Annotated in this window: 13 protein-coding genes; 4 read left to right on the top strand and 9 right to left on the bottom strand. The window is 64.4% G+C overall.

Going from position 1 to position 20,785, the window contains the following annotated elements:
* Positions 1-862: 862 nt before the first annotated feature.
* From NKF06_RS08905 to NKF06_RS08895, 3 genes are all read left to right on the top strand, one after another.
* Complete coding sequence (locus tag NKF06_RS08905; protein WP_253245187.1) at positions 863-1,816, top strand: AEC family transporter; 954 nt, start codon at positions 863-865, stop codon at positions 1,814-1,816.
* A 956-nt stretch (positions 1,817-2,772) separates the two neighbouring features.
* Complete coding sequence (locus tag NKF06_RS08900; protein ID WP_042664465.1) at positions 2,773-3,183, top strand: cupin domain-containing protein; 411 nt, start codon at positions 2,773-2,775, stop codon at positions 3,181-3,183.
* Between the two features lie 124 nt (positions 3,184-3,307).
* Positions 3,308-4,141: a phosphoenolpyruvate hydrolase family protein gene (locus tag NKF06_RS08895; protein WP_042664462.1), complete on the top strand. Its 834-nt coding sequence runs from the start codon at positions 3,308-3,310 to the stop codon at positions 4,139-4,141.
* A gap of 83 nt (positions 4,142-4,224) precedes the next feature.
* Here the strand turns inward: NKF06_RS08895 and NKF06_RS08890 are convergent, their stop codons facing one another.
* The 7 genes from NKF06_RS08890 to NKF06_RS08860 form a co-directional block, all read right to left on the bottom strand.
* Positions 4,225-5,484 carry a PQQ-binding-like beta-propeller repeat protein gene (locus NKF06_RS08890; RefSeq protein WP_253245186.1) on the bottom strand — a complete coding sequence of 420 codons (1,260 nt, stop codon included), beginning with the start codon at positions 5,482-5,484 and terminating at the stop codon, positions 4,225-4,227.
* A gap of 224 nt (positions 5,485-5,708) precedes the next feature.
* Positions 5,709-6,452 (bottom strand): ABC transporter ATP-binding protein, encoded by a 744-nt coding sequence (locus NKF06_RS08885; protein ID WP_042664456.1) that lies wholly within the window; start codon positions 6,450-6,452, stop codon positions 5,709-5,711.
* Positions 6,449-7,207: an ABC transporter ATP-binding protein gene (locus NKF06_RS08880; RefSeq protein WP_004971745.1), complete on the bottom strand. Its 759-nt coding sequence runs from the start codon at positions 7,205-7,207 to the stop codon at positions 6,449-6,451. Before NKF06_RS08880 ends, NKF06_RS08885 begins: the two co-directional genes overlap by 4 nt.
* Entirely contained in the window at positions 7,207-8,349 is a 1,143-nt protein-coding gene (locus NKF06_RS08875; RefSeq protein ID WP_042664451.1) for a branched-chain amino acid ABC transporter permease, read from the bottom strand. Before NKF06_RS08875 ends, NKF06_RS08880 begins: the two co-directional genes overlap by 1 nt.
* Complete coding sequence (locus NKF06_RS08870) at positions 8,346-9,287, bottom strand: branched-chain amino acid ABC transporter permease (RefSeq protein WP_042664448.1); 942 nt, start codon at positions 9,285-9,287, stop codon at positions 8,346-8,348. The genes NKF06_RS08875 and NKF06_RS08870 overlap by 4 nt, the downstream gene beginning before the upstream one ends.
* A gap of 278 nt (positions 9,288-9,565) precedes the next feature.
* On the bottom strand, positions 9,566-10,984 hold the full coding sequence (locus tag NKF06_RS08865) for a substrate-binding protein (protein ID WP_253245185.1): 1,419 nt from the start codon (positions 10,982-10,984) through the stop codon (positions 9,566-9,568).
* Between the two features lie 179 nt (positions 10,985-11,163).
* Positions 11,164-12,375 carry a Tm-1-like ATP-binding domain-containing protein gene (locus tag NKF06_RS08860; RefSeq protein WP_253245184.1) on the bottom strand — a complete coding sequence of 404 codons (1,212 nt, stop codon included), beginning with the start codon at positions 12,373-12,375 and terminating at the stop codon, positions 11,164-11,166.
* Positions 12,376-12,826: 451 nt separating this feature from the next.
* Between NKF06_RS08860 and NKF06_RS08855 the strand changes: the two genes are divergently transcribed.
* Positions 12,827-18,046 (top strand): PVC-type heme-binding CxxCH protein, encoded by a 5,220-nt coding sequence (locus tag NKF06_RS08855; RefSeq protein ID WP_253245183.1) that lies wholly within the window; start codon positions 12,827-12,829, stop codon positions 18,044-18,046.
* Positions 18,047-18,165: 119 nt separating this feature from the next.
* Here NKF06_RS08855 and NKF06_RS08850 read toward each other — a convergent pair whose 3' ends face one another.
* Positions 18,166-19,566, bottom strand: coding sequence for an alkaline phosphatase family protein (locus NKF06_RS08850; protein ID WP_253245182.1), 1,401 nt, complete (start codon positions 19,564-19,566; stop codon positions 18,166-18,168).
* The gene (locus tag NKF06_RS08845; protein WP_253245181.1) at positions 19,563-20,759 is read right to left on the bottom strand and encodes an inositol-3-phosphate synthase; all 1,197 of its coding nucleotides are present in this window, start codon (positions 20,757-20,759) and stop codon (positions 19,563-19,565) included. The genes NKF06_RS08850 and NKF06_RS08845 overlap by 4 nt, the downstream gene beginning before the upstream one ends.
* Between the last annotated feature and the right edge of the window lie 26 nt (positions 20,760-20,785).

Below are 20,785 nucleotides of genomic sequence, written 5' to 3'. Positions count from 1 at the left end.
TGGACATGGACACCGTCGAAGCGCACATGGTCGACGGCGAGACGCTGTTCGACGAGGAGTGAAACGACTCGTCGAGCCAACAGACGCGTAGCGTCTGTTATGTTCGACGAAGCGTAAGCCGGCGAGTTATTCATCAATTGAGTATGTTTTCTGGACCCGGGTTCTGCTGTCGCGCCGAATGAGATTGTTCGGAATCACCGAGACGAGACTGCGGACGGTAATTCGACTCTTGCGGCCCCAGGTCGTCCAGTTTCGACGGTAGTAGTCTCACCAGCAATTCGTTACTATACTTTTCACGGTGATACGTGACTACGATATTCGTGGTTTATAAATCATTATGGACAGTGGGGCGGGGGTGCATGCGCTCCGAGTAAGATACCGCTCGACTTGTCGGGCCTACCTATGTAGACCGAACATGGAATTAAAATTGTTCAATTCAAACCATACTGCCATCTAGGCTCTATCCTTCAAAATATTTAGATAATTTAGATAACTCAAATAATTTCAATTCTATACGTATTTTAGAGATATGTGGGTTCTATCGGCTCTAGTAAGCCAATTTAATTTATTAAAATAAACGGTGGTATAGCCGTATCTACTGATTTAATGTGTATTCTAGTTTCCCCCCACGCGGATAAAAACTCAGTAATAGAACAATACTAACGAGGCGTGGTTGACCTTGGCCACCATCCGAATATCGGTTTGTCTGTTAGCGTGACCACGGCTTCCGGCCTACACGTAACGGTCTCCGATACTATTTATACCAGAAGCGATATGGGAGTGACATGAGCCGACAGCGACAGCGCAGAGTGTTAGTCGAACTTTCCAGACCGCCGAGCCAACCCGCCGCGGAGGACAACGCATGTCGTTGACGGGGGCGTTCACGAATGCGATTCTCCCGATTCTCGGCGTCTCCGTCGTCGGCTATCTCTTGGCGCGAACGACGGACATCGACGTTGGACCGATAAACACGCTCGGACTGTACGTGCTCATCCCGGCCTTGGCGTTCCACAGCATCGCCACGACGACTCTCGACGGCGGGGAAGTCCTCAAACTCGGCGTCGGCGTCGTCAGCTACGCACTCCTTATGATCGCCATCGCGTGGGGCGTCGGCCGACTCGCCGGCGAGTCGGGTCCGCTCCTCGGCGCGCTCATGCTGGCGGCGGCGTTCCCGAACTCGGGATTCGTGGGCATCCCGCTTTCCGGGTTCGCCTTCGGCGAGGTCGGACGAACGACAGCCGTCATCTACCTCACCATCCAGAACCTCGTGGTGTACACACTCGGCGTCTACATCGCGTCGAACGGCACCGACAACGGAGTCCTCGATGCCGTCACCGAGATATTCCGACTGCCACTGCTGTACGCCATCATCGCCGGCGTCATCGCTCGCGCACTCAACCTCGTCCCGCCGGTCGACTCGGCGCTCATGGAGACCGTCGGACTCGTCGGCGACGCCTCGATTCCGGTCATGTTGCTCATCCTCGGCATCCAGCTGGCGGAGACCAACGTGTCCGTCATATCGCGGTCGCTCGCGCCGACGGCGCTGAAACTCGTCGTCGCGCCGCTCGTCGGGTTCGGCCTCGCGCTCGCGTTGGGGTTCGGCGACCCGACCGTCGCGAAGGTGTTCGTCCTCGAGTGTGCCACTCCCGCCGCAGTCATCCCGCTGGCGCTCACCATCGAGTACGCCGACGAGACGGCGGTCGACGGCATCACCGCCCCGGAGTATCTCAGCACGACCATCTTCACCACCACCGTCGCCAGCGTCGGCGTCCTGACCGTCCTCGTGGCGGTCTTGCAGGCGGGCGCGCTGTTCTGAGCGGCCCGATGACGACGGAGCGACTTCGTTGACGACGGTATTCGGCACTTTTGCCGACGCTATACCGAACTTCACATTTCGAAAATGCTGTTTTGGGCTCTCTACTCGCGTTTCATCTGCGCCCTCGAATGACGGTCTCATCGCCCGCCGCGGAGCAGTTCGGTTGAGATCTCGTAAACGGACTGTACCCGCGCGACGGTCGCTTTTCCCGCGGGACTCGCGGGAGCGCTAGCGTCACGAAGGGTCTCACGCCTATACGGAACGTATCGTACAGAACTGGGTGGTTGACCCCACGACTAACTTCTCCTCGTCTCGTAAACCGCGGACGCTGTGGAGCGGTGGTGGGTAAATATTACAGACATATGAGTGTAATGGGTCCGTCACGGACCTACAATTGTAATGTCTATCGAAGACACGGGCCGATCACTGGCGCAGAGAGTCTCCACCCTCGTGACCCCGCGTTAGATTTTCGATATGAAAATGAATGTTCGAGGGCTATTCGGTTCGTCACCACATCACACGCATTCGACGCGCGAACAACGGCTGTCGTCGTTGGTCGTCCCCCGTCCCGTCCGCGTGAGTAGAACAGTCGCTCGGGACCAACGAGCAGGAAATCCCCGTACGTCGGTCTGATTCCGCTCGTTCTCGGAGCGTCCGTCCCTCAGTCACCGCCCGATTCCGTCACGGTTCGCCCCGCGATTGTATTGGTCTATTAATAATTTACAACACGCGAACGAAACGGAGCGTCCACGTGACCGCCACTGACTCGAATAGTGACGAATCGCCGTGTGAGGCCACCTACCACTAGTTCAGTCGCGTTGTTCGTTGGCTTCGGCTCTACGCCTCCATTCTCCTCTCGAAAACAGCGTGAATCGCCCGCGAACGCTCGACGAACTTTTGACCGCGTTTCGGCCACCAAAATATTTAATAATTGATACTGTTTGACTCAACACGTCATGGTATCCGAAAAGCGGTTCGTCCAGGCGGACGACGTAGAGACGATTCAACTGGACTGGGGAACGCTGAAGTGGATGAACACGCCCGAGGTCACCGGCTCGGAGGGACTCAGCGCCGGTGTCGTGTTGCTCGAACCCGGGAAGGGCCACGAGCGACACACGCACCCCGACAGCGAGGAGATACTGTACTTCCTCGGCGGCGAGGGCGAACAGACCATCGAGGACGAGACCCGGACGGTCGGCGCGGGCGACATGGTTCACATCCCCAGCGGCGTCGAACACAGCACCATCAACACCTCGTGGGAGCCGCTTCGCTTCCTCGCGGTGTACTGCCCGCCCGGTCCGGAGGCCGTGATTCGCGAGGACGACGACGCGACGGTCTTCCCGCCCGGCGAGTTCCCGGGCAACTGATTCGCGCGGACCAGCGCCTTCTTATCGAGACCGGTTCGGTCGAGGCGGTCACCGTCGAGGACGTCCGGCCCCCGGTCGATTCTTCCGAAATATTAAAGTCGTATGCGATGGCCTGTCAACTCGGATGAAGTATACTCGTGCTGAATCACTCGACCGTATCGAATCCACGATCGAATCCGGTGACCCCGTCATCGGCGCCGGTGCCGGAACCGGCATCTCCGCGAAGTTCGCGGAACGCGGTGGCGTCGACCTGCTTATCATCTACAACTCGGGACGCTACCGGATGAACGGTCGGGGCTCGCTGGCCGGTCTCCTGCCGTACGGCGACGCCAACGAAATCGTCGTCGAGATGGGCCACGAGGTCATCCCGGTCGTCGAAGACACGCCGGTGCTCGCCGGCGTCAACGGGACCGATCCCTTCCGCGAGATGAGCGTGTTCATCGAAGACCTGCGTCGTCGCGGCTTCTCCGGCGTCCAGAACTTCCCGACCGTCGGACTCATCGACGAGGACAGCAGCTACCGGAAGAACCTCGAAGAGACCGGGATGGGCTACGACAAGGAAGTCGAGATGATTCGCGAGGCGAGCGAGCAGGGTATGCTGACGTGCCCGTACGTCTTCACCGAAGAGCAGGCCAAAGCGATGACCGAAGCCGGCGCCGACGTCATCGTCTCCCACATGGGGCTGACGACCTCCGGCGACATCGGCGCGGAGACGGCGCTCGACCTCGACGACGCGGCCGAGCGCGTGCAGGCGCACCACGACGCCGCCAAGTCGGTCCGAGACGACGTGCACGTCATCTGCCACGGCGGCCCCATCGCGTGGCCCGACGACGCGGAGTACGTCCTCAACAACACCGAGGGCGTCGTCGGCTTCTTCGGCGCGTCGAGCATCGAGCGCCTCGCCACGGAGGAAGCCATCGAGAATCAAGCGCGCAAGTTCAAGGAAATCGACTTCTGAGGGCTTTCGAGACGTTCTCGTTCGAGCGATTGCTACCGCTTCGGTAACCAGTCGTCGCGGAGGCGGTCTCGCGTACAGTCGGACTACTCGACCGCGTACACCTTCGCGTCGGTCCCGCCGAAGTACAGTCGCCCGTCGACGAGCGCCGGGCTGGACCCGACGCCCCGCCCGTCGATTTCCATGAACCACTCTTCTTGCCCGTCAGTCGTGATGGCGTGGACGCCGACGCCGTCGCCGTCCGACTGTCGGTGCGTCCCGACGTAGAGCGTGTCCTCCGTCAGGACGGGGCTGCTCCCGACCTCCAGCGCGGGCGTCTCGAAACTCCAGTTCTCAGTGCCGCTCTCGCGGTCGAAGCGGAACACCTTCGCGTGGTTCGTCGTCGGGTCGTCGAGGGTGTTGTACGGCGTGTGACCGACGTAGACGGCCTCCTCGCCGACCGCGACGGAACCCGAGATGTATCGGCCCGCCGTGTCGGCAAGCCACTCTCGCTCGCCCGTCGCCGCGTCGGCGGCGTGAACGTTGCCGTTCCAGTCGGTGAAGTACACGGAGCCGTAGGCGACCGCCGGGCTCGACCAGATCATGTCGCGGGTCTCGTACCGCCACTCGACCTCGCCGGTCGAGCGCGACAGCGCGTACAGCGCCTCGTCCGAGGAGCCGACGTACACGCGGTTGTCCGTGACCGCCGGACTGCTGACGACCTCGTCGCCGACCTCGTACTGCCACTCCGTCTCGCCGGTCTCGGCGTCGAGCGCGTACACCCATCCGGTCTCCGAGACGTTGGCCTCCTCCGCGTACCACGCGCACGCGAGGTTGTGACAGCCGACGCCGGTGTAGACCGTCCCGTCCCAGACCGTCGGGCTCCCTCGAATCAGCCCACCGAACGCCCGGGACCAGCGCTCCTCGCCGGTCTCGGCGTCGATAGCATACAGGTGCTTGTCGTACGACCCGATGTAGACGATGCCGTCGGCGTAAGCCGGCGTCCCCTCGATTCTGTGTCCGGTCTCGAAGGACCACCGTTTCTCGCCGGTCTCGGCGTCGATGGCGTACAGCGAGCTATCTGCGCTCCCGATGTAGACGATGCCGTCGGCGACGATTGGGCTCCCCCAGAACGCCCCGTCGGCCTCGAAGGTCCACTCCACCGAGGGTTCCGAGTCGAGTGGGGACACGTCGCCGATGTAGCCGGTGTTGAACCGTCCTCCGCGGAACGTCGGCCACGAGGTGACCGGCTCGGACACGGGGTGGCTCTGCGACGCTGACGCGACCGGTCGCTGACACCCCGCGGTGAACGCGAACGCGGACGAGGAGAACGCGGCGAGAAATCGTCGTCGGTTGGTCCGTTTCATGTCCCGTGTGTTCGAGTGTCACGAAATAATATTGTCGACTGACTGACGGCGACTGGGGGTGAAGAACCGACCCCGAAATGTGAGACTGAGTGCGGGGGCAGGAACTGGAACGAGAGCCGGAACAAGAACTGAGGAGAGAATCGAAACGAGAACGGACCGAAACGGAAGCGAGGTGGGAGAGAAAGAGCGCGTCGGTCGCGCCGAGGGTCGCGCGTTCGGCGCGGTCAGACGACGAGGTACTCGTCGAGGTCCTCGGATTCGAGTTCGTCCACGGTGCCTCTGTAGACGATGTCTCCCTGGTCGAGCACGTAGCCGCGGTCCGCGATGCGGAGCGCCTCGCGGACGTTCTGCTCGATGAGGAGCACCGTCAGCCCTTGGTCGGCGATTTCCGCGACGGAGTCGCCCACCGTCTTGACGATTTGCGGGGCCAGTCCCTCGGTCGGTTCGTCCAGCAACAGCAGTTTCAGGTTCGGGAGCCTGAGCGTCCGCGCGATGGAGAGCATCTGCTGTTCGCCGCCCGAGAGCGTCCCGGCCTGTTGGGCCCGCCGCTCGTCGAGCCGCGGGAACAGGTCGTACAGCTCGTCTATCGACATCGTACTCTCGCCGCCGCCGAGTCCGCCCCGACGGATTGTGTTCCACCAGCCACGGGTGATTTTCGACATCTCGAGGTTCTCCTCGACCGTCAGTTCGGAGAACAGTCGCCGACCCTCCGGGACGACGCCGATGCCGCCCATGGCGATGTTGTCGGCCGGCCAGTCCGTGATGTCGTCGCCGTCGAATCGAATCGACCCGGACCGAATCGCCGGCGGTTCGGTCCCGGCGATGCTGCGGACCGTCGTCGTCTTCCCCGCGCCGTTGCGGCCGAGGAGCGTGACGACCTCGCCCTCGTCGATGTCGAGGGAGACGCCGCGGAGGATGTGGCTCGGCCCGTAGTAGGCGTGCACGTCGTCGAGTTCGAGCAGGCTCATTGTTCCCCACCTCCGAGGTACGCCTCGCGAACGGCCGGATTCTCCCGAATCTCTTCGGGGGTGCCCTGCGCGATGAGCCGTCCCTGGTGGAGCGTGAAGATGCGGTCGGACACGTCGAAGACGATGTCCATGTCGTGTTCGACGAGGAAGATGGTCATCCCCCAGTCGGCCAGCAGGTCGTGGATGAGGTCGACCGTTATCTCGGTCTCCGTCGGCGACATGCCGGCGGTCGGCTCGTCCATGAACAGCAGGTCCGGGTCGGTCGCGAGTCCGATGGCGACCTCTAAGCGCCGCTTGTCCCCGTAGGGGAGCGAACCGGCTTCCATCCGGGCCTTCGAGTCGAGGCCGATGGTCTCCAGGATGTCGTTCGTCCGCGCTTGGACCTCGTCGAACGAGTCCCGCCGGCGGAAGAAGTTGACCCGGAACGAGCCGTGTTCGGCCGCGAACGACGCGACCTGCACGTTCTCGCGCACCGTGAGTTCGGGGAGAATTGACGCCGTCTGGAACGACCGGCCGACGCCGAGTTGGGCGATTTCGAACGGCTTCATGCCGACGAGTTCGTTCCCGGCGTAGAACACCTCGCCCTCGGTCGGACGCAGCCGACCGGTGATGGTGTTGATGAGCGTGGACTTGCCGGCGCCGTTAGGGCCGATGAGCGAGACGAGTTCGCCCTCTTCGACTTCGATGTCGACGCCGTCGAGCGCCGTGAGCCCGCCGAACTCCTTGGTGAGTCCGTGGGTTTCGAGCAGCGCCATCAGTTTTCACCTCCCGAGGAGTCGCCGGTTGAGTCGCCACCCGTGAGGGAGTCAAGCAGCTCTCTGGGCTCGCGGAGCGCGCCGGTGAGGGCGGTCGTCATCCCCCAGATGCCGTCGCGGTAGACCCACACGACCGTGGTAAACGAAAGCGAGAGCAGGAGCAGCCAGTAGTTGCCGAGCGTCGGGAAGCCGTTGACGATGCCCTTGAAGTAGAAGAACACGAACGTCCCGATGACCGGGCCGGCGAGCGTGCCGAGGCCGCCGAGGACGGTCATGACGACGACATCACCGCTGACGGACCAGTAGAGTCGCTCGACGCCCGCGAACTGGGTGTTGACGGCCATCAGGCCGCCGGCGAGGCCGACGATGGACGCGGAGAGGAGGAACGCCGCGAACTTGTAGCGCCAGACGTCGAGACCGACGAACGCCGTCCGCGTCTCGTTCTCGCGAATCGCCTTGAAGATGAGCCCGTAGGGCGACTTGCGGATGCGCGTGATGGAGACGACGACGGCGACGAAGAAGACGCCGACGAAGAGGTAGAGGTTGTTCACGATGAGTTCGCCGAGGAACCCGCCGTACTGGTGTTCCAGTTCGAAGAACCCGAGGACGGGCGACCGCGGCACTTCGAGGCCGTTTATGCCCTTCGTGATTTCCACGAGCGGTTCTCGGGCGAGGAAATAGAGGAACTGGCCGATAGCCAGCGCCACGATGGAGAAGTACACCGTGTGGAGGCGCAGGAGAATCAGCGCCGCGATTGCCCCGAGGGCGACCGCCGCCAACGTCCCGACGACGATGACCGCAAGCGGGTCGTTGTACACGTGAATCGCGAACAGCGCCGAGGCGTAGCTCGCGGTCCCGAAGAACATGGCGTGCCCGAACGAGAGGAGGCCGGTCTGGCCCAACAGGAGGTTGAACCCGAGCGCGAATATCGACCAGATGAGGATGGTAACCGCGAGTCCGTGATACCCCTGGAAGATGTCCGAGACAACCGGTGCGCGGCCGAACGCGTACGAGAACGTCAGGACGAACAGCACCGACGCCAGGAAGACGAACGACTCGGTGTGCTTGATTCCGTCCCAGGTGTCCCAGCTAATCAACGACGATTCTTCGTCTACGGTCTTGTGGATATTGTCCGTGCTCATTGTCCGACCTCCGCCGAGGGGAAGATGCCGCTCGGCCTAATCGTCAGCACCACGATGGCCAGCAGGTAGATGCTGGCCTGCGTCATGCTCGGTTCGAGTTCCGTCGCCACCGCGAAGGTGAGTCCGGCGAGCAGCGCGCCGACGACGGTCCCGCGTAAACTGCCGACGCCGCCCATGATGACGATGACCAGCGACGGGATGATTATCTCCATGCCGATTTCGGAGGTCACGTTGAACAGCGACCCCCCGAGGACGCCGGCGAGCCCGGCGTACGCGGCACCGACGGCGAATATCAGGAGGAACGGCCGACCGACGCGGATACCGAGCATCTGCGTCATCTCGGAGTCTTCGGTGCCCGCCCGCACGGCCAGCCCGTAGTCGGTGTATTTGAAGAACGCGAAGATGCCGGCGACGAGCAACAGCGTGAGCGCGACGACGAGGACGCGTATCGTCGAGGCCGCGCTCATCCCCGGCGGCGTACCGATGACGGGAAGCGAAATCGCGCCCGTGAGCCACTCGGGTCGGGGGTAGATGGTCCCCGTCCGGCCGAAGAGGATGGCGACCAGCTCCTGAGCGGCGATGAGGATTCCGAATGTCACCAACAGCTGGTCGAGCAGTTCTCGCTCGTAGAACGGTTTCGCGATCCAACGCTCCATGGCGACGCCGAGGACGAAGATGACCACCGGCGTCAACACGAGCGCGGGGACGAACCCCCAATCGAGTCCGACCTGCCCGAAGTCGCCTAAGAGCCCACCGTACTGTTCGCTCGACGCGATGAGGAGCCCGATGTACGCGCCGCTCAGGTAGAGGACGCCGTGAGCCATATTCACGTATTTGAGCGACCCGAACACGATGGATAGACCGACCGCGACGAGCAGGTACAGCGACGCGACGCTCAGCGCGATGAAGAGGAATCCGACGACACCGTCGATGTTCATCGCTTCCACCTCGGTACAGATGTGAGTAAGCACTTCATGGTGTGCACGATTATTCATGAATTCTTCAGTATGTTAATCTTGTGTTTCGCTGACTTCTGGCATGCCAGCGGGCCGCTCTCCGGATGCGACAGGGGTACGGTCCCGGGCGTCAGCGCGGCGCGAATGCAGTCGAGTGAGAGAGTGGCGTGCGCGCGGCCGAGAACACCGGTTGCCGCTCGCGGATTACCGACTGCAGAAAATGGGAGTAAGGTACGTCGTATCGAGGCTTAGTCCGGCCGTTACTCGTCTCCGTACTCGTTGTCGCCCATGGCGCAGTTGGTCGCCGGGAACTCGCTGCACTCGTAGACGAGCGGGTCGGTCGTCTCGACGATTTCGGTCCGGATGCCGAGTTCCTCGGCGCGGTCGTCGCCGACGCCCTGCACCATGTACCACGGCCGTTCGACCTGGTGGTCACACGCCCGGTACGAGGAGTCGCCCCACGCGAGGCTCCATTCGAACTCTTCGAGCGTTCGGACCACGGTCGGCGGGTGGAACGTGCCGGCCTCCTCGACGGCGGCCGCGTACACCATCATCGATTCGTAGGTGTGCAGCGAACTCTGGTTCGGCGTCTCGTCGTACTCCTCCTGGTAGGACTCGACGAACACCTGACTCGCTTCGTTGTCGGCGTTCGGGTTCCACGGCTCCATGCCGAGGACGCCCTCCGCGTCCGCGCCGAGCGGGTCGAGGGTGAACGCGCTGACGTGCGGGATGATGACGTCGATGTCGTCGGTCAGGCCGGCGTCTCGAAGCTGCGCGAGGCCGCTGGCCGCGAAGTTACCGAAGCTGGAGAAGTACAGCGTGTCGGCTCCCGAGTCTTCGAGCGCCTGAATCTGGGAGCTGTGGTCTGTCTCGCCTTCCGCGATTGCGGCACCGCCGGCGTCCTCCCACGGCCCCTGCTCGGTGAGGTACTTGCGGGCGGCGTCGCGGTTCGACTGCCCGTAGGAGTAGTCCATGTAGATGTGGAACAGCGAGCGGTCTTCGCCGAGGACCGAGGGCGCGGCCTCGCCCATCGCCATTCCGATAATCTCTGCGTGGAACGTCGGGTGGAAGTAGTATCGCGAGCAGTTCTCGCCGGAGATGCCGGCGGACGTGGAGTTGCCGCCCATGAACGGAACCTTCTCCCGCTGGGCGACGTTCTGCATCGCCATCGTCACCGTACTGGACATGCCGCCCGTCCAGAACTGGATGTTGTCCCGCTGAATCATCCGGTCGATGTTGTCCTGGGCCGTGTCGGCGCTGCCGGCGGTATCGGCCTTCGTCGGCTCGATCTGGTAGCCCATGATGCCGTCGCCACTCAGTCGGTCCCAGTAGTCGACGAGGCCGCCGCCCTCGTTCAGGTGCTTGACCGCGAGGTCGAAGCCCTTCTCCTGGTCTTGGCCGTCGGGACCCAACGCGCCGGAGGTCGGCCCGTTGAATCCGATGCTCACAGAGTTCCCTTCGGGCGGGAAGTTCCCGATGGGTTCGTAGTCTTCGCCGCTGTCGTCGCCGCCGGACGTGTCCCCGCCAGAGGAATCGTCGCCACCCCCGCCGCCGGTGTTCTCGGTCTCGGAACCGCCCCCACCGGAACAGCCCGCAAGGCCGGCCGTGAGTCCGGCCGTCCCGATTGCTTTCAGATAGCGTCGCCTGGATTCGTCAGTTAGCGCTGGTTGATCAGTCATGTTTCTTCGGAACGCTGGTAGTGACATGGTGTCATGGTATAGTTAAACTTTGTGATTATCCGGGTAGAAAACAGGTTACGAGACTGACTGCGGATGGGAACCCCCGCGCGTCGGCGCTCAGAATATCGTCTCTCGGGGCGCGACCCTCGAGTCTCGTTCTCGATTCGGAAACGGTCGTCTCACGCCGACGCTCGCATGCGGCTGTCGATGGCCTTCGCGAGCGTGAGCGCGAACTCCTCGTCGTTGATGTTGGCCGACGACTCGATGACTTCCACGTGGTCGTCGAGGTGCTCGCGCAGCGCATCGAACAGCGCCTCGTCGGCCTCGGGGTCGTAGAACTCCTCGCCTTCGGCGTCGAGCATCGAAACGCCGCCGAGCGGGAGCGCGAGCGTGGTCGGTCCGGTCGCGGCGTTAAGTTTCTCCGCGATGATTCGACCCAGTTCGGCGTTCTCCTCTGGGGTCGTCCGCATCAGTGTCACCTGCGGGTTGTGGACGTGGAACTGCCGGCCGTCGAACTCGTCGGAGATGGAGTCTTTCGGCCCGAAGTTGACCATGTCGAGCGCGCCGGTCGAGACGACCTGCGGGATGCCACGCTCGCCCGCGGCGTCGAGCCGGTTCGGGCCCGCAGCCAAGACGCCGCCGACCAGTTCGTCGGCCCACTCGGTCGTCGTGACGTCGAGCACGCCGTCGATGACGCCTTCCTCGATAAGCGACTCCATCGCCCGACCCCCGGTCCCGGTCGCGTGGAAGACGATGGTCTCGTAGCCGCGCGCTTCGAGCCAGTCGCGCGCCGTCTGGACGCACGGCGTGGTGACGCCGAACATCGTGATTCCGATGGTCGGTTTGTCTTCGGTGTCCACGTCAGGCTCGTTCGACACCATGCCGACCATCGCGAGTGCCGCGTTGGAGATGACGGTCCGCGAGAGTTGGTTGAGACCCTCGATGTCGGCGACGGAGTACATCATCGCGATGTCGTGGTTGCCGATGTACGGCTCCGTGTCGCCCGAGGCCATCGTCGAGAGCATCAGTTTCGGGACCCCCATTGGGAGCGCGCGCATCGCGGCCGTCGCGACCGACGTGTTGCCACCGCCGCCCAGACCGAGGACGCCGTCGAGTCGGCCTTCTGCGTGGAGTCGCGACGCGACGACGGCCGCACCGTCGCCCATAGTTTCGATGGCCTTGCCGCGGTCGCCGGCCTCCCGAAGCGCTTCGAGGGTGCTTCCACCCGCCTCGGCCACGGCCGCGGCGTCGGTGTCCGGGTCGATTTCAGGTTCTCCCATCACGCCCACGTCGATGAGATGCACCTCGACGCCCTGCCCTTCGAGCACGTCTCGGGCGAACCCGATTTCTTCTCCCTTGGTGTCGAGCGTGCCGACGATGACGACGCTCATCGGTCACCCGCGGTGGACCGCTCGTGTCGGGTCGGTCCGCCCCCATCGTTCGAAACCTCGACGCCGCGCGGCGTCGCCGCCGGTGCGACTGACTGTGTGCATGCGCGGTTCATACTTGCAATCGTGGCAACACTACAGACTGTAATCAATATTGGGGTCAGTCCAACGTTCACCGGCTAGTGAAGCATTGAGACATGTGGACACGACTTGCCGCCGGACAGTACATTCAAGTAACGTTAGTTCATGAGATTTGGTAGCCCAAATCAATGAGCCGACGGGAATAATGGCTATACTCCCGTTACACCTCGCCGTCCATTCGGGCGAGCGCGCGGGGAGAGAGCCGTCTGTTCGGCGCATTGGCGGGGTACACGGCTGGGTTGCCGTTCGCGAGAGCAGCGCAGTCCTGTAATCGCACAGTGACCAACGACGACAGCGACCGACGCAACACACTATGACACACGACGACGACACGACACGGGAATCGAATCCCGACGACGGCGACAGCGAGGGACTGAACATCAACCGACGCAACTTCATGAAAGTGAGCGGCGTCGGGGCGGCGAACTTCCTCGGAGCCAGCGGCGTCGCACAGGCGAAACAGCTTACCACCGACGACACGATTCGCCTCGTCGCGACGGAGGGTGACGTCCTCGCGGCGTACACGAACGAGGAGTCGGTCATCGAGGGATCGGGTCTCGCCGACGCGATATCCGACTGGCGCCAGGGTGGCCTGACGACCGACTCCCTGTTGAAGGGAATCAACAGTTGGCGAAACGGGACGGAGATAGAGACCTCGGCGGACTCGTTCTCGTGGGTCGCGACCGCGCCCTCCGAGATGGAGGACACGACCAACCCGACGCTCGTCATGCACGAGGGCGAGGAGTACGAAATCGAGCTCTCGAACGCCATGGACGAGGATATCACGTTCATGCTCGCGGACCCGACCGGTGAGGTGATGAAGTCCTTCTCCACGATGGGGGGGTCCGGTGACTCGCAGACAGTCAGCTTCACCGCCGAGTCGTCGATGGCGATGTACTACGCCGAAGAGCACCCCGAGCAGATGCGGGGGAGCGTCGAGATAACCCCGCCGCCGGCCGAAGACAACATCAGCGTCCTCATGATGGGCGGCCCACAGGGCGGCAGTCACAACGCGCCCGCCCGGCAGGTCCAGCTCACCGAGTACATGCTGAACCGGGGTATCGAGGTCCAGTACACCGACCGCCTCGCCGACCTCGAACCCGACGTGCTCCACCGCTACGACGCGTGGATCATGATGGACAACCGCGGCGCGAACTACGGCCAAGAACTGACCGCGGAACAGGAAGAGTCCATCGTCGAGTTCGTCGAGAACGGCGGCGGCTTCATCCCGATTCACAGCGCCTCGGCGTGTTTCACCGAGTCGGACGCCTACATGAACCTCGTCGGCGGCCAGTTCGCCGCCCACAACTTCGGCGAGATGACGACGAGCTTCGCCCAACCGAGCCATCCGATTCTGTCGACCCTCGACCCCATCACGGTGCAGGACGAGACGTATCGCCACATGAACCTCAACGACGACATCAACGTGCTCGCCTACGGGCAGTTCCCCGACGGCGACAGCATCCCCGAGTACGACGAGGGACGCGACCAGGGCGAGCCGTGGTCGTGGACTCGCACGCAGGGAGACGGGCGCGTTTTCTACACCGCGTGGGGTCACGGTAGAGCTCCGTGGGCGACGGACGGCTTCAAGGCCCTCATCGAGAACGCGATTCGCTGGGTCACGAAGAACGAAGACACCATCGCCGACGATACCAAGGTCCTCAACGACCTGGAGTTCATCGACGCCGACATCCCGTACTATCCGCCGCCGGAGGGGAGTCTCCTGACGCCGGAGGTCCCAGAAGAGGTCGGCAGCGGGACGAGCTGGAACAAGATGCAGCGGGCGTTGAACCCCAGCGAGACGGTCCGTCGGACGATTACGCCGGAAGGGTTCGACCTCAAGCCGTTCGTCACCGAGTCCGACCTGCCGGACGACGCGAAGGGGAACATCCTCGACGCGAAGTTCGACGAACAGGGTCGCGTCTGGCTGTCGGTCACTCGCGACTATCCCAACGAACTGGGGCAGGGCCGCGACAAAATCGTCGTCTGCGAAGACACCGACGGCGACGGACAGGCCGACGAGTTCACCGTCTTCGCGGACGGGCTCTCGATTCCACCGAGCATGGTGGTCGTCGACGACGGCGTCGTCGTCGCCGACCTCGACGACCCCGACGAGAGCGGGAAGCTGGTCCACCTCGTCGACACGGACGGCGACGGGCAGGCCGACGAGCGAAACGTCCTGTTCGCCGGGTTCGGTAACGGCGACACTCACGCCGGCCCCAACGAACTGGCCCACGGCATCGACAACTGGATTTGGGGACAGGTCGGGTACTCCGGATTCAGCGGCACCATCGCCGGCGAGGAGCGGAACTTCAGCTCCTCAGTCTACCGATTCAAGCTGGAAGGCGGCACGGTCACGGACTTCGAAATCGTGGGAACGCTCCCGGGGAACCAGGCTGGCCTCGGCTTCACCGAGGAGGGCCTCGCCTTCGGTTCGGCGGCGACCTCCGGGCGACCGAGCAACTACTTCGCCATCCCGCATCAGTACTACGACCTCATCGAGGGGACCGGACCGAACGACTTCGGCGCGGCGTCGGACACGAACCGGTTCCTGCCTGTCACCGACCGCGTCCGACAGGTCGACTTCCACGGCGGGTACACCGCGGCGACCGGACACACCATTTACACGGCGCGCGAGTATCCCCAGAAGTACTGGAACAACACCGGCTTCGTCGGCGACGGCACGGGTCACGTCCTCGGGTCGTTCTTCCTCTCGCAGGACGGTGCCGGCTACAACACCCACTACGCTCACAACATCGCGGGCGGGACCGACGCGTGGTTCGCGCCGTCGTACTCCTCTGTCGGCCCGGACGGCATGCTGTGGTTCATCGACTGGTACAACTACATCTACCAGCACAACCCGACGCCCGGCGGCTTCGAGAACGGCCCCGGCAACGCGTACATGACCGAGGTACGCGACCACGCGACCGCCCGGCTCTTCCGCGTCGTCTACGGCGACGACGACGGCTACGAGCCGACCGACCTCGCGGACGCGAGCGTCTCGGAGCTCGTCGACGCGCTGTCGAGTTCGAACATGTTCTGGCGGCGGACGGCCCAGCGGCTGTTGGTCGAACGGAACGAGACGGGCGCGCTCTCCTCGCTCGTCGACCTCGTCACGACGGAGACGCTCGACGAAACCGGCCTCGACCCGGCGGCGATTCACGCGCTGTGGACGATGCACGGCCTCGGCGCGCTCGACGCCGACACCGGAAACAGTACCGCGATTCAGGCCGCCCTCGGCGCGCTGACGCACTCCTCGGCCGGCGTCAGACTCACCGCGCTCCGCGTCCTGCCGTCGACGACGGACACGCGGGGTGCGATTCTCGACAACGACCTCCTCAACGACGAGGACGGTCGGGTCGCCATGTGGGCGCTCGTCGCGCTCGCGCAGACGCCGTCCGACGACGCGTCCGGCGAGGCGGTCTACGAGATGATCAGCGCCGAATCGAACTATCAGGACACGGTCCTCGTCGACGCGGCGTCGCTCGCCGGCGCGACCCACGCCGACGGTTTCATCCCGGCGTACGAGGCCAACGAGGACACGAGCGACGGCGGGGACGACGTTGACTCCCTTCCGAACCTCATGGAAAATCCCTCGTTCGAGACGCCCGTTGGCGGCGACACCGGGGGCGACTCCGACCCGATGCCCGTCGGCTGGTCGACCACACCGTACACCGGCTCGCCAGAGTTCTCGTACGCCGAGACGGGCTACGAGGGCGATCGGAGCGTCCAGGTATCATCCACCGAGGGCGCGGACGCCTCGTGGAACACGACGGTCGCGGTCGACCCGAACACCGAGTACACTCTCTCCGCGTACGTCAAGACCGACAGCGTCCAACTCGTGGACGGAAGCGGCTTCGGCGAGGGCCCGCTCGGCGCGACCATCAGCGTCGAGCAGATAGCGAACACGGGCTCGGGCACGCAGTGGGACACGATTCCGGCCGGACTGACCGGCACCAACGACTGGACCGAGGTGAGCACCACGATCAACAGCGGCGACCTCGAAGAGCTCCAGATTAACTGCCTGTTCGGCGGCTACGGCGAGGCGACCGGGACGGCGTGGTACGACAGCGTTTCGCTGACCGACCCGGACGGAAACGACGTGCTCTCGAACGGCTCGTTCGAAGAGAGCACCGGCAGCAGCGAGCCGGCGATGCCCGCCGACTGGACGACGAACACGTTCGCGGGGTCCGCCGAGTACACCTACGCGGACACCGGTCAAGACGGCAGTCAGAGCGTCCAAATCACGTCTTCGGAGGGTGCGGACGCGGTCTGGCTCGTCGACGGCGTCTCGGTCCAGCCCGAGACGGAGTACACCCTCAGCGGCTGGATAAAGACCGAGAACGTGCAAGCGGCCGACTCGGCCCGCGGCGCGTTGTTCAACGTCCACACGACGAGCTTCGAGACGGACCCGCTGACCGGGACGAACGACTGGACGGAAGTCAGCACCACGTTCACCACGGGTGCCGACACCACGACGGTCCAAATCAACTGCCTGTTCGGCGGCTACGGCACGGCCACCGGGACAGCGTGGTTCGACAACGTCTCGCTGACCGACCCGGACGGGAACAACGTCCTGCCGAACGCGTCGTTCGAGGAGAGTGCGGGCACCGACTCGTCGTCGGACCCGGACAGCCCGGCGAACTGGGAGGGAATCACCTACGGCGGCACGGCCGAGTTCACCTACACCTCGGACGTGGCGCGGACGGGCGACTACAGCGTCCGCGTCGACTCCACGGAAGGCGCTGACGCGTCGTGGACACAGTACCGCGACGACCTCGAACCAAACTCCGAGTACCGCTTCCGCGCGTGGGTCAAGACATCAGACGACTTCAGCAACTCCGAGGACGGCTTCGGCGAAATCGGCAGTTCCTACGGCGTCACCATCAACGTCCACGGCCTCGGACAGGGTTCCGTCACGGACTACTACACGGAGCCCGTCGAGGACTGGCAACTGCTCGAGACGACGTTCTCGACCGGCGCGTCGCCTGGCCAGTTCCAGCTCAACCTACTGTTCGGCGGCTGGGGCAACGCCACCGGAACCGTCTGGTTTGACGACACTGAACTGAAGCGCGTCGGCGGGTCCGGCAACGGACTGGAACTCGTCTACGATCGCGTCACCGCGCACGTCGAGGCGACCGGTGGCGGTGGCGACGACGGCGGCAGCGACGACGGCGGCAGCGACGCCATCCCCTCGGGGTCGACCATCGAACTGGAAGCCGAGAGCAACGAGGGCTGGACCGGCGTCTCGCCGTCCGGCATCGCGGACGCGACGAACCCGACGCTCACCCTCGAAGCCGGCGGAGAATACACGGTCACGTGGACGAACCGCAACGGTGCGCCCCACAACTTCGAGGTCGTCAGCGGCGACGACTCCGTCGTGAACGACATCTCCACGTCGTACCTCGCGACGCAGGGCGAGTCACAGAGCGTCACGTTCACCGTTACCGACGCGATGGCGGAGTACGTCTGTCGCGCTCACAGCTTCCGGATGCGCGGCACCATCGAAATCGCGAGTTCGGGAGGTAACTGAGCGGGCGAGACGCGTTCCGACTGCGGTCCGTGGCGGCTTTTCTTTCGCATCTATCGTACGCTCGCTGTCGTCGAGCGACGCGGAAAATCAGTGTTCGAGCGCTCGCGGCGGTGCCGAACCTACACCTGCGGACCGGCGAACAGCGACGGGCGCTCGAACGCGAGCGATACGTCGTCCGCGATACCGAGCAGGTCCGCGACCGTCGGAGCAAACCGCCGAGCGTCGACGATTCGGTCGGACGAGCCGTCGGGGGCCGCCGGCCCGCCGAAGCCGTAGAAGCCGCGCGTCTCGGGGTCGACGCGACCGTGCGACCCCGACACCTTCGTCGGGTCGAGCGTCACGAGTCCATCCTCGCCGAGGAACAGTTCGCACGGATCGAAACCGGGCTTGGCGTGGATGTCCATCTCCGTCGCGTACGACGGCGCGTCGGCGTCGTCGGTCCACCAGTAGTACTGGAACCACGCGTCCGCGTCGGCGACGGCGACGAGGTCACCGGCGTTCGGGTGGTTCGCGTCGCCCCGCGCTTCGCCCTCGACCACGGCGTCGACGCCGGGGAGCGATTCGAGAACCTCTCGGGCGGCCGCCGGCCGGTCGGTGTACACGTGCGCGATTTGGTGGTCGACCATCGCGAACGCCGACGACGCGGCGATGTCTACTGCCTCGCCACCCTCGCCGTCGTCGCGAACCGAGAGCAGGCCGGCGTCGCGGAGCGCCCGGTTCGGGAACGCCGGGGTATCGACCGCGTTGAAGCCGTACTCGTTGACGATGCCGACCGCCGTCTCGGACCAGCGGGCCGTCGCTTCGAGCCAGTCGAGGAATTCACCGACGAGGTCGTCGACAACGCCCACCGCCTCCCTGAGTTCCGGCGAGTCGGGTCCGTGACGCTGCGCGTCGTAGTCGAGGTGGGGAACGTACACCCACAGCAGGTCAGGGTCGTACCGCGCTATCGACTCCCGCGCGGCCGCGAGAATCCACTCGCTGCTCCGCTCGTCGGCGACCGGCCCCCAGTAGTTGTGCAGCGGGAAGTGGCCGTACTCCTCGCGGAGGGCGTCGTAGAAGCCGTCGGGGTTCGTCCAGCAGTCCATCTCGATGAGGTTGTTGTCCTCGTCTTCGATGGGCGACGGCGTGACGGCCACGTCGGCGCTCGTGCCGATGAGGTGCTGGAAGAACAGCGCGCCCGTCGTGAGGCCCGCCTCGTCGCTCGCGGCCTCCCACAGCCGCGTTCGCGTTCCTCGGTCGCGCTCCCAGAACTCGGCGACCTGTCGCTCGCGGTCGAACTCACCGCTGGACACGTCGCCGTGGGCCGCGGGCGACTGTCCGGTCGAGAGCGTCGTCTGCGCGGGGACCGTGACGCTCGGAAACGGCGGTTCGAGCGCCCCGGACGGCTTTCCGGCAAGCAAGTCGGCGATGTTCGGTGCCAGCCCCTCGTCGAGGTGCGCTTGTTGGAGTCCGACGACATCGAGGACGACGACGCGCCCGGCACCGGACGCGGCCGCGTCCGAGGACCTGCGAGTCGTCACGCTCCCTCCGCGTGTCGCTCCGCGTAGTCGTAGAGGAGGCGGAACTGCTCGGACAGTTCGTGACGGTCGACCCCCTCGGGCGATTTGAAGAAGGATGCAAGGTGCGGCATCGTCCCGCCCTCACCGCGCTCGTCGGCGAAAGCGGCCAGCCGGACCATGTCGAGGACGAGCGGGGCGGCGAGTGCCGAGTCGGCGCCCTCCCACGTGAACTGCATCTTCATCTTCGTCCCAAGGAAGCCCTCGAAGTGAACGTGGTCCCACGCGGTCTTCCAGTCGCCGAGTGACGGCGTGTAGTCGATGCGGACGGCGTTGTGGGTCTCGTAGCCGAGGATATCGTCCAGCAGGCTCCCCTTGCTCTCTATCTTCCCCGCCTTGTTCGCGTCGTCTTCGAGGACCAGACCGTCGCTGTTGCCGAGGATGTTGTGGCCTTCCCACGAGAGGACGCGCAGGTTCCGCCCCGCGAACATCGGCCCGAGCGCGGATTTCATCAGCGTCTCGCCGGTCTTCCCGTCGCGGCCCATGTGCGGCACCCCGTTTTGCTCCGCGAGTTCGCGGAGGCCGCCGAGCGAGGAGCCGGTACTGGGGGTGAAGTTGATGTACGGGTGGCCGTCGAGGAGCGCCGCGTACGCGTACAGAGCGCTCGCGGGGAGGTTCGGGTCGTCGCGTTCGACCGCTGTCTCGAACGCCTCCAGCGTGTCGTAGTCGCCGGGCGTCGGAATCGGTGGCTCGGTCGACGCGGCGTTCACGACGACGAGCCGGTCGACGCCCTGCGAGTCGGCGAAGGCGGCGTAGTCGGCCCGTATCTCCTCGACGATGTCGGCGACCGACACGTCCTCCCCTGTCGTCTCCGAGGACATTCCTTCGACCGCTTCGCCGCACCGACGCGCGGTCCCGAGTTCGACACGCTCGTCGATTTCGCGGAGGTCCTCGCGGACCGCGTCGAGGGTGTCGGGTGCCACGACGCCGCCGTGACCCGCCATCTCCTCGGCCGTCTCCTCGATTCGCTGGGACCGAATGTCGTGTCCACCGAACACGAGGTCGTCGACGGCGGGGAGGTCGAGCGCGGCCACCGGTTCGCGGGCCGTCACCATTCCGGTCGTATCCGCGACGCCGCGGGCGATTGCGCGCGCCCCGGTCATCGAGACGCTCGCGACGTTACCTCTGGCTCCGATAATCCAAACTCCGACTGTCATCGACTCACGATTGCGGTGGCCGATAC

Source organism: Haloferax sp. AB510, from assembly GCF_024136985.1.
Taxonomy (GTDB): domain Archaea; phylum Halobacteriota; class Halobacteria; order Halobacteriales; family Haloferacaceae; genus Haloferax.
The sequence above is the reverse complement of the archived record's forward strand: the minus strand, read 5'-3'. Positions and strand labels throughout refer to the sequence as shown.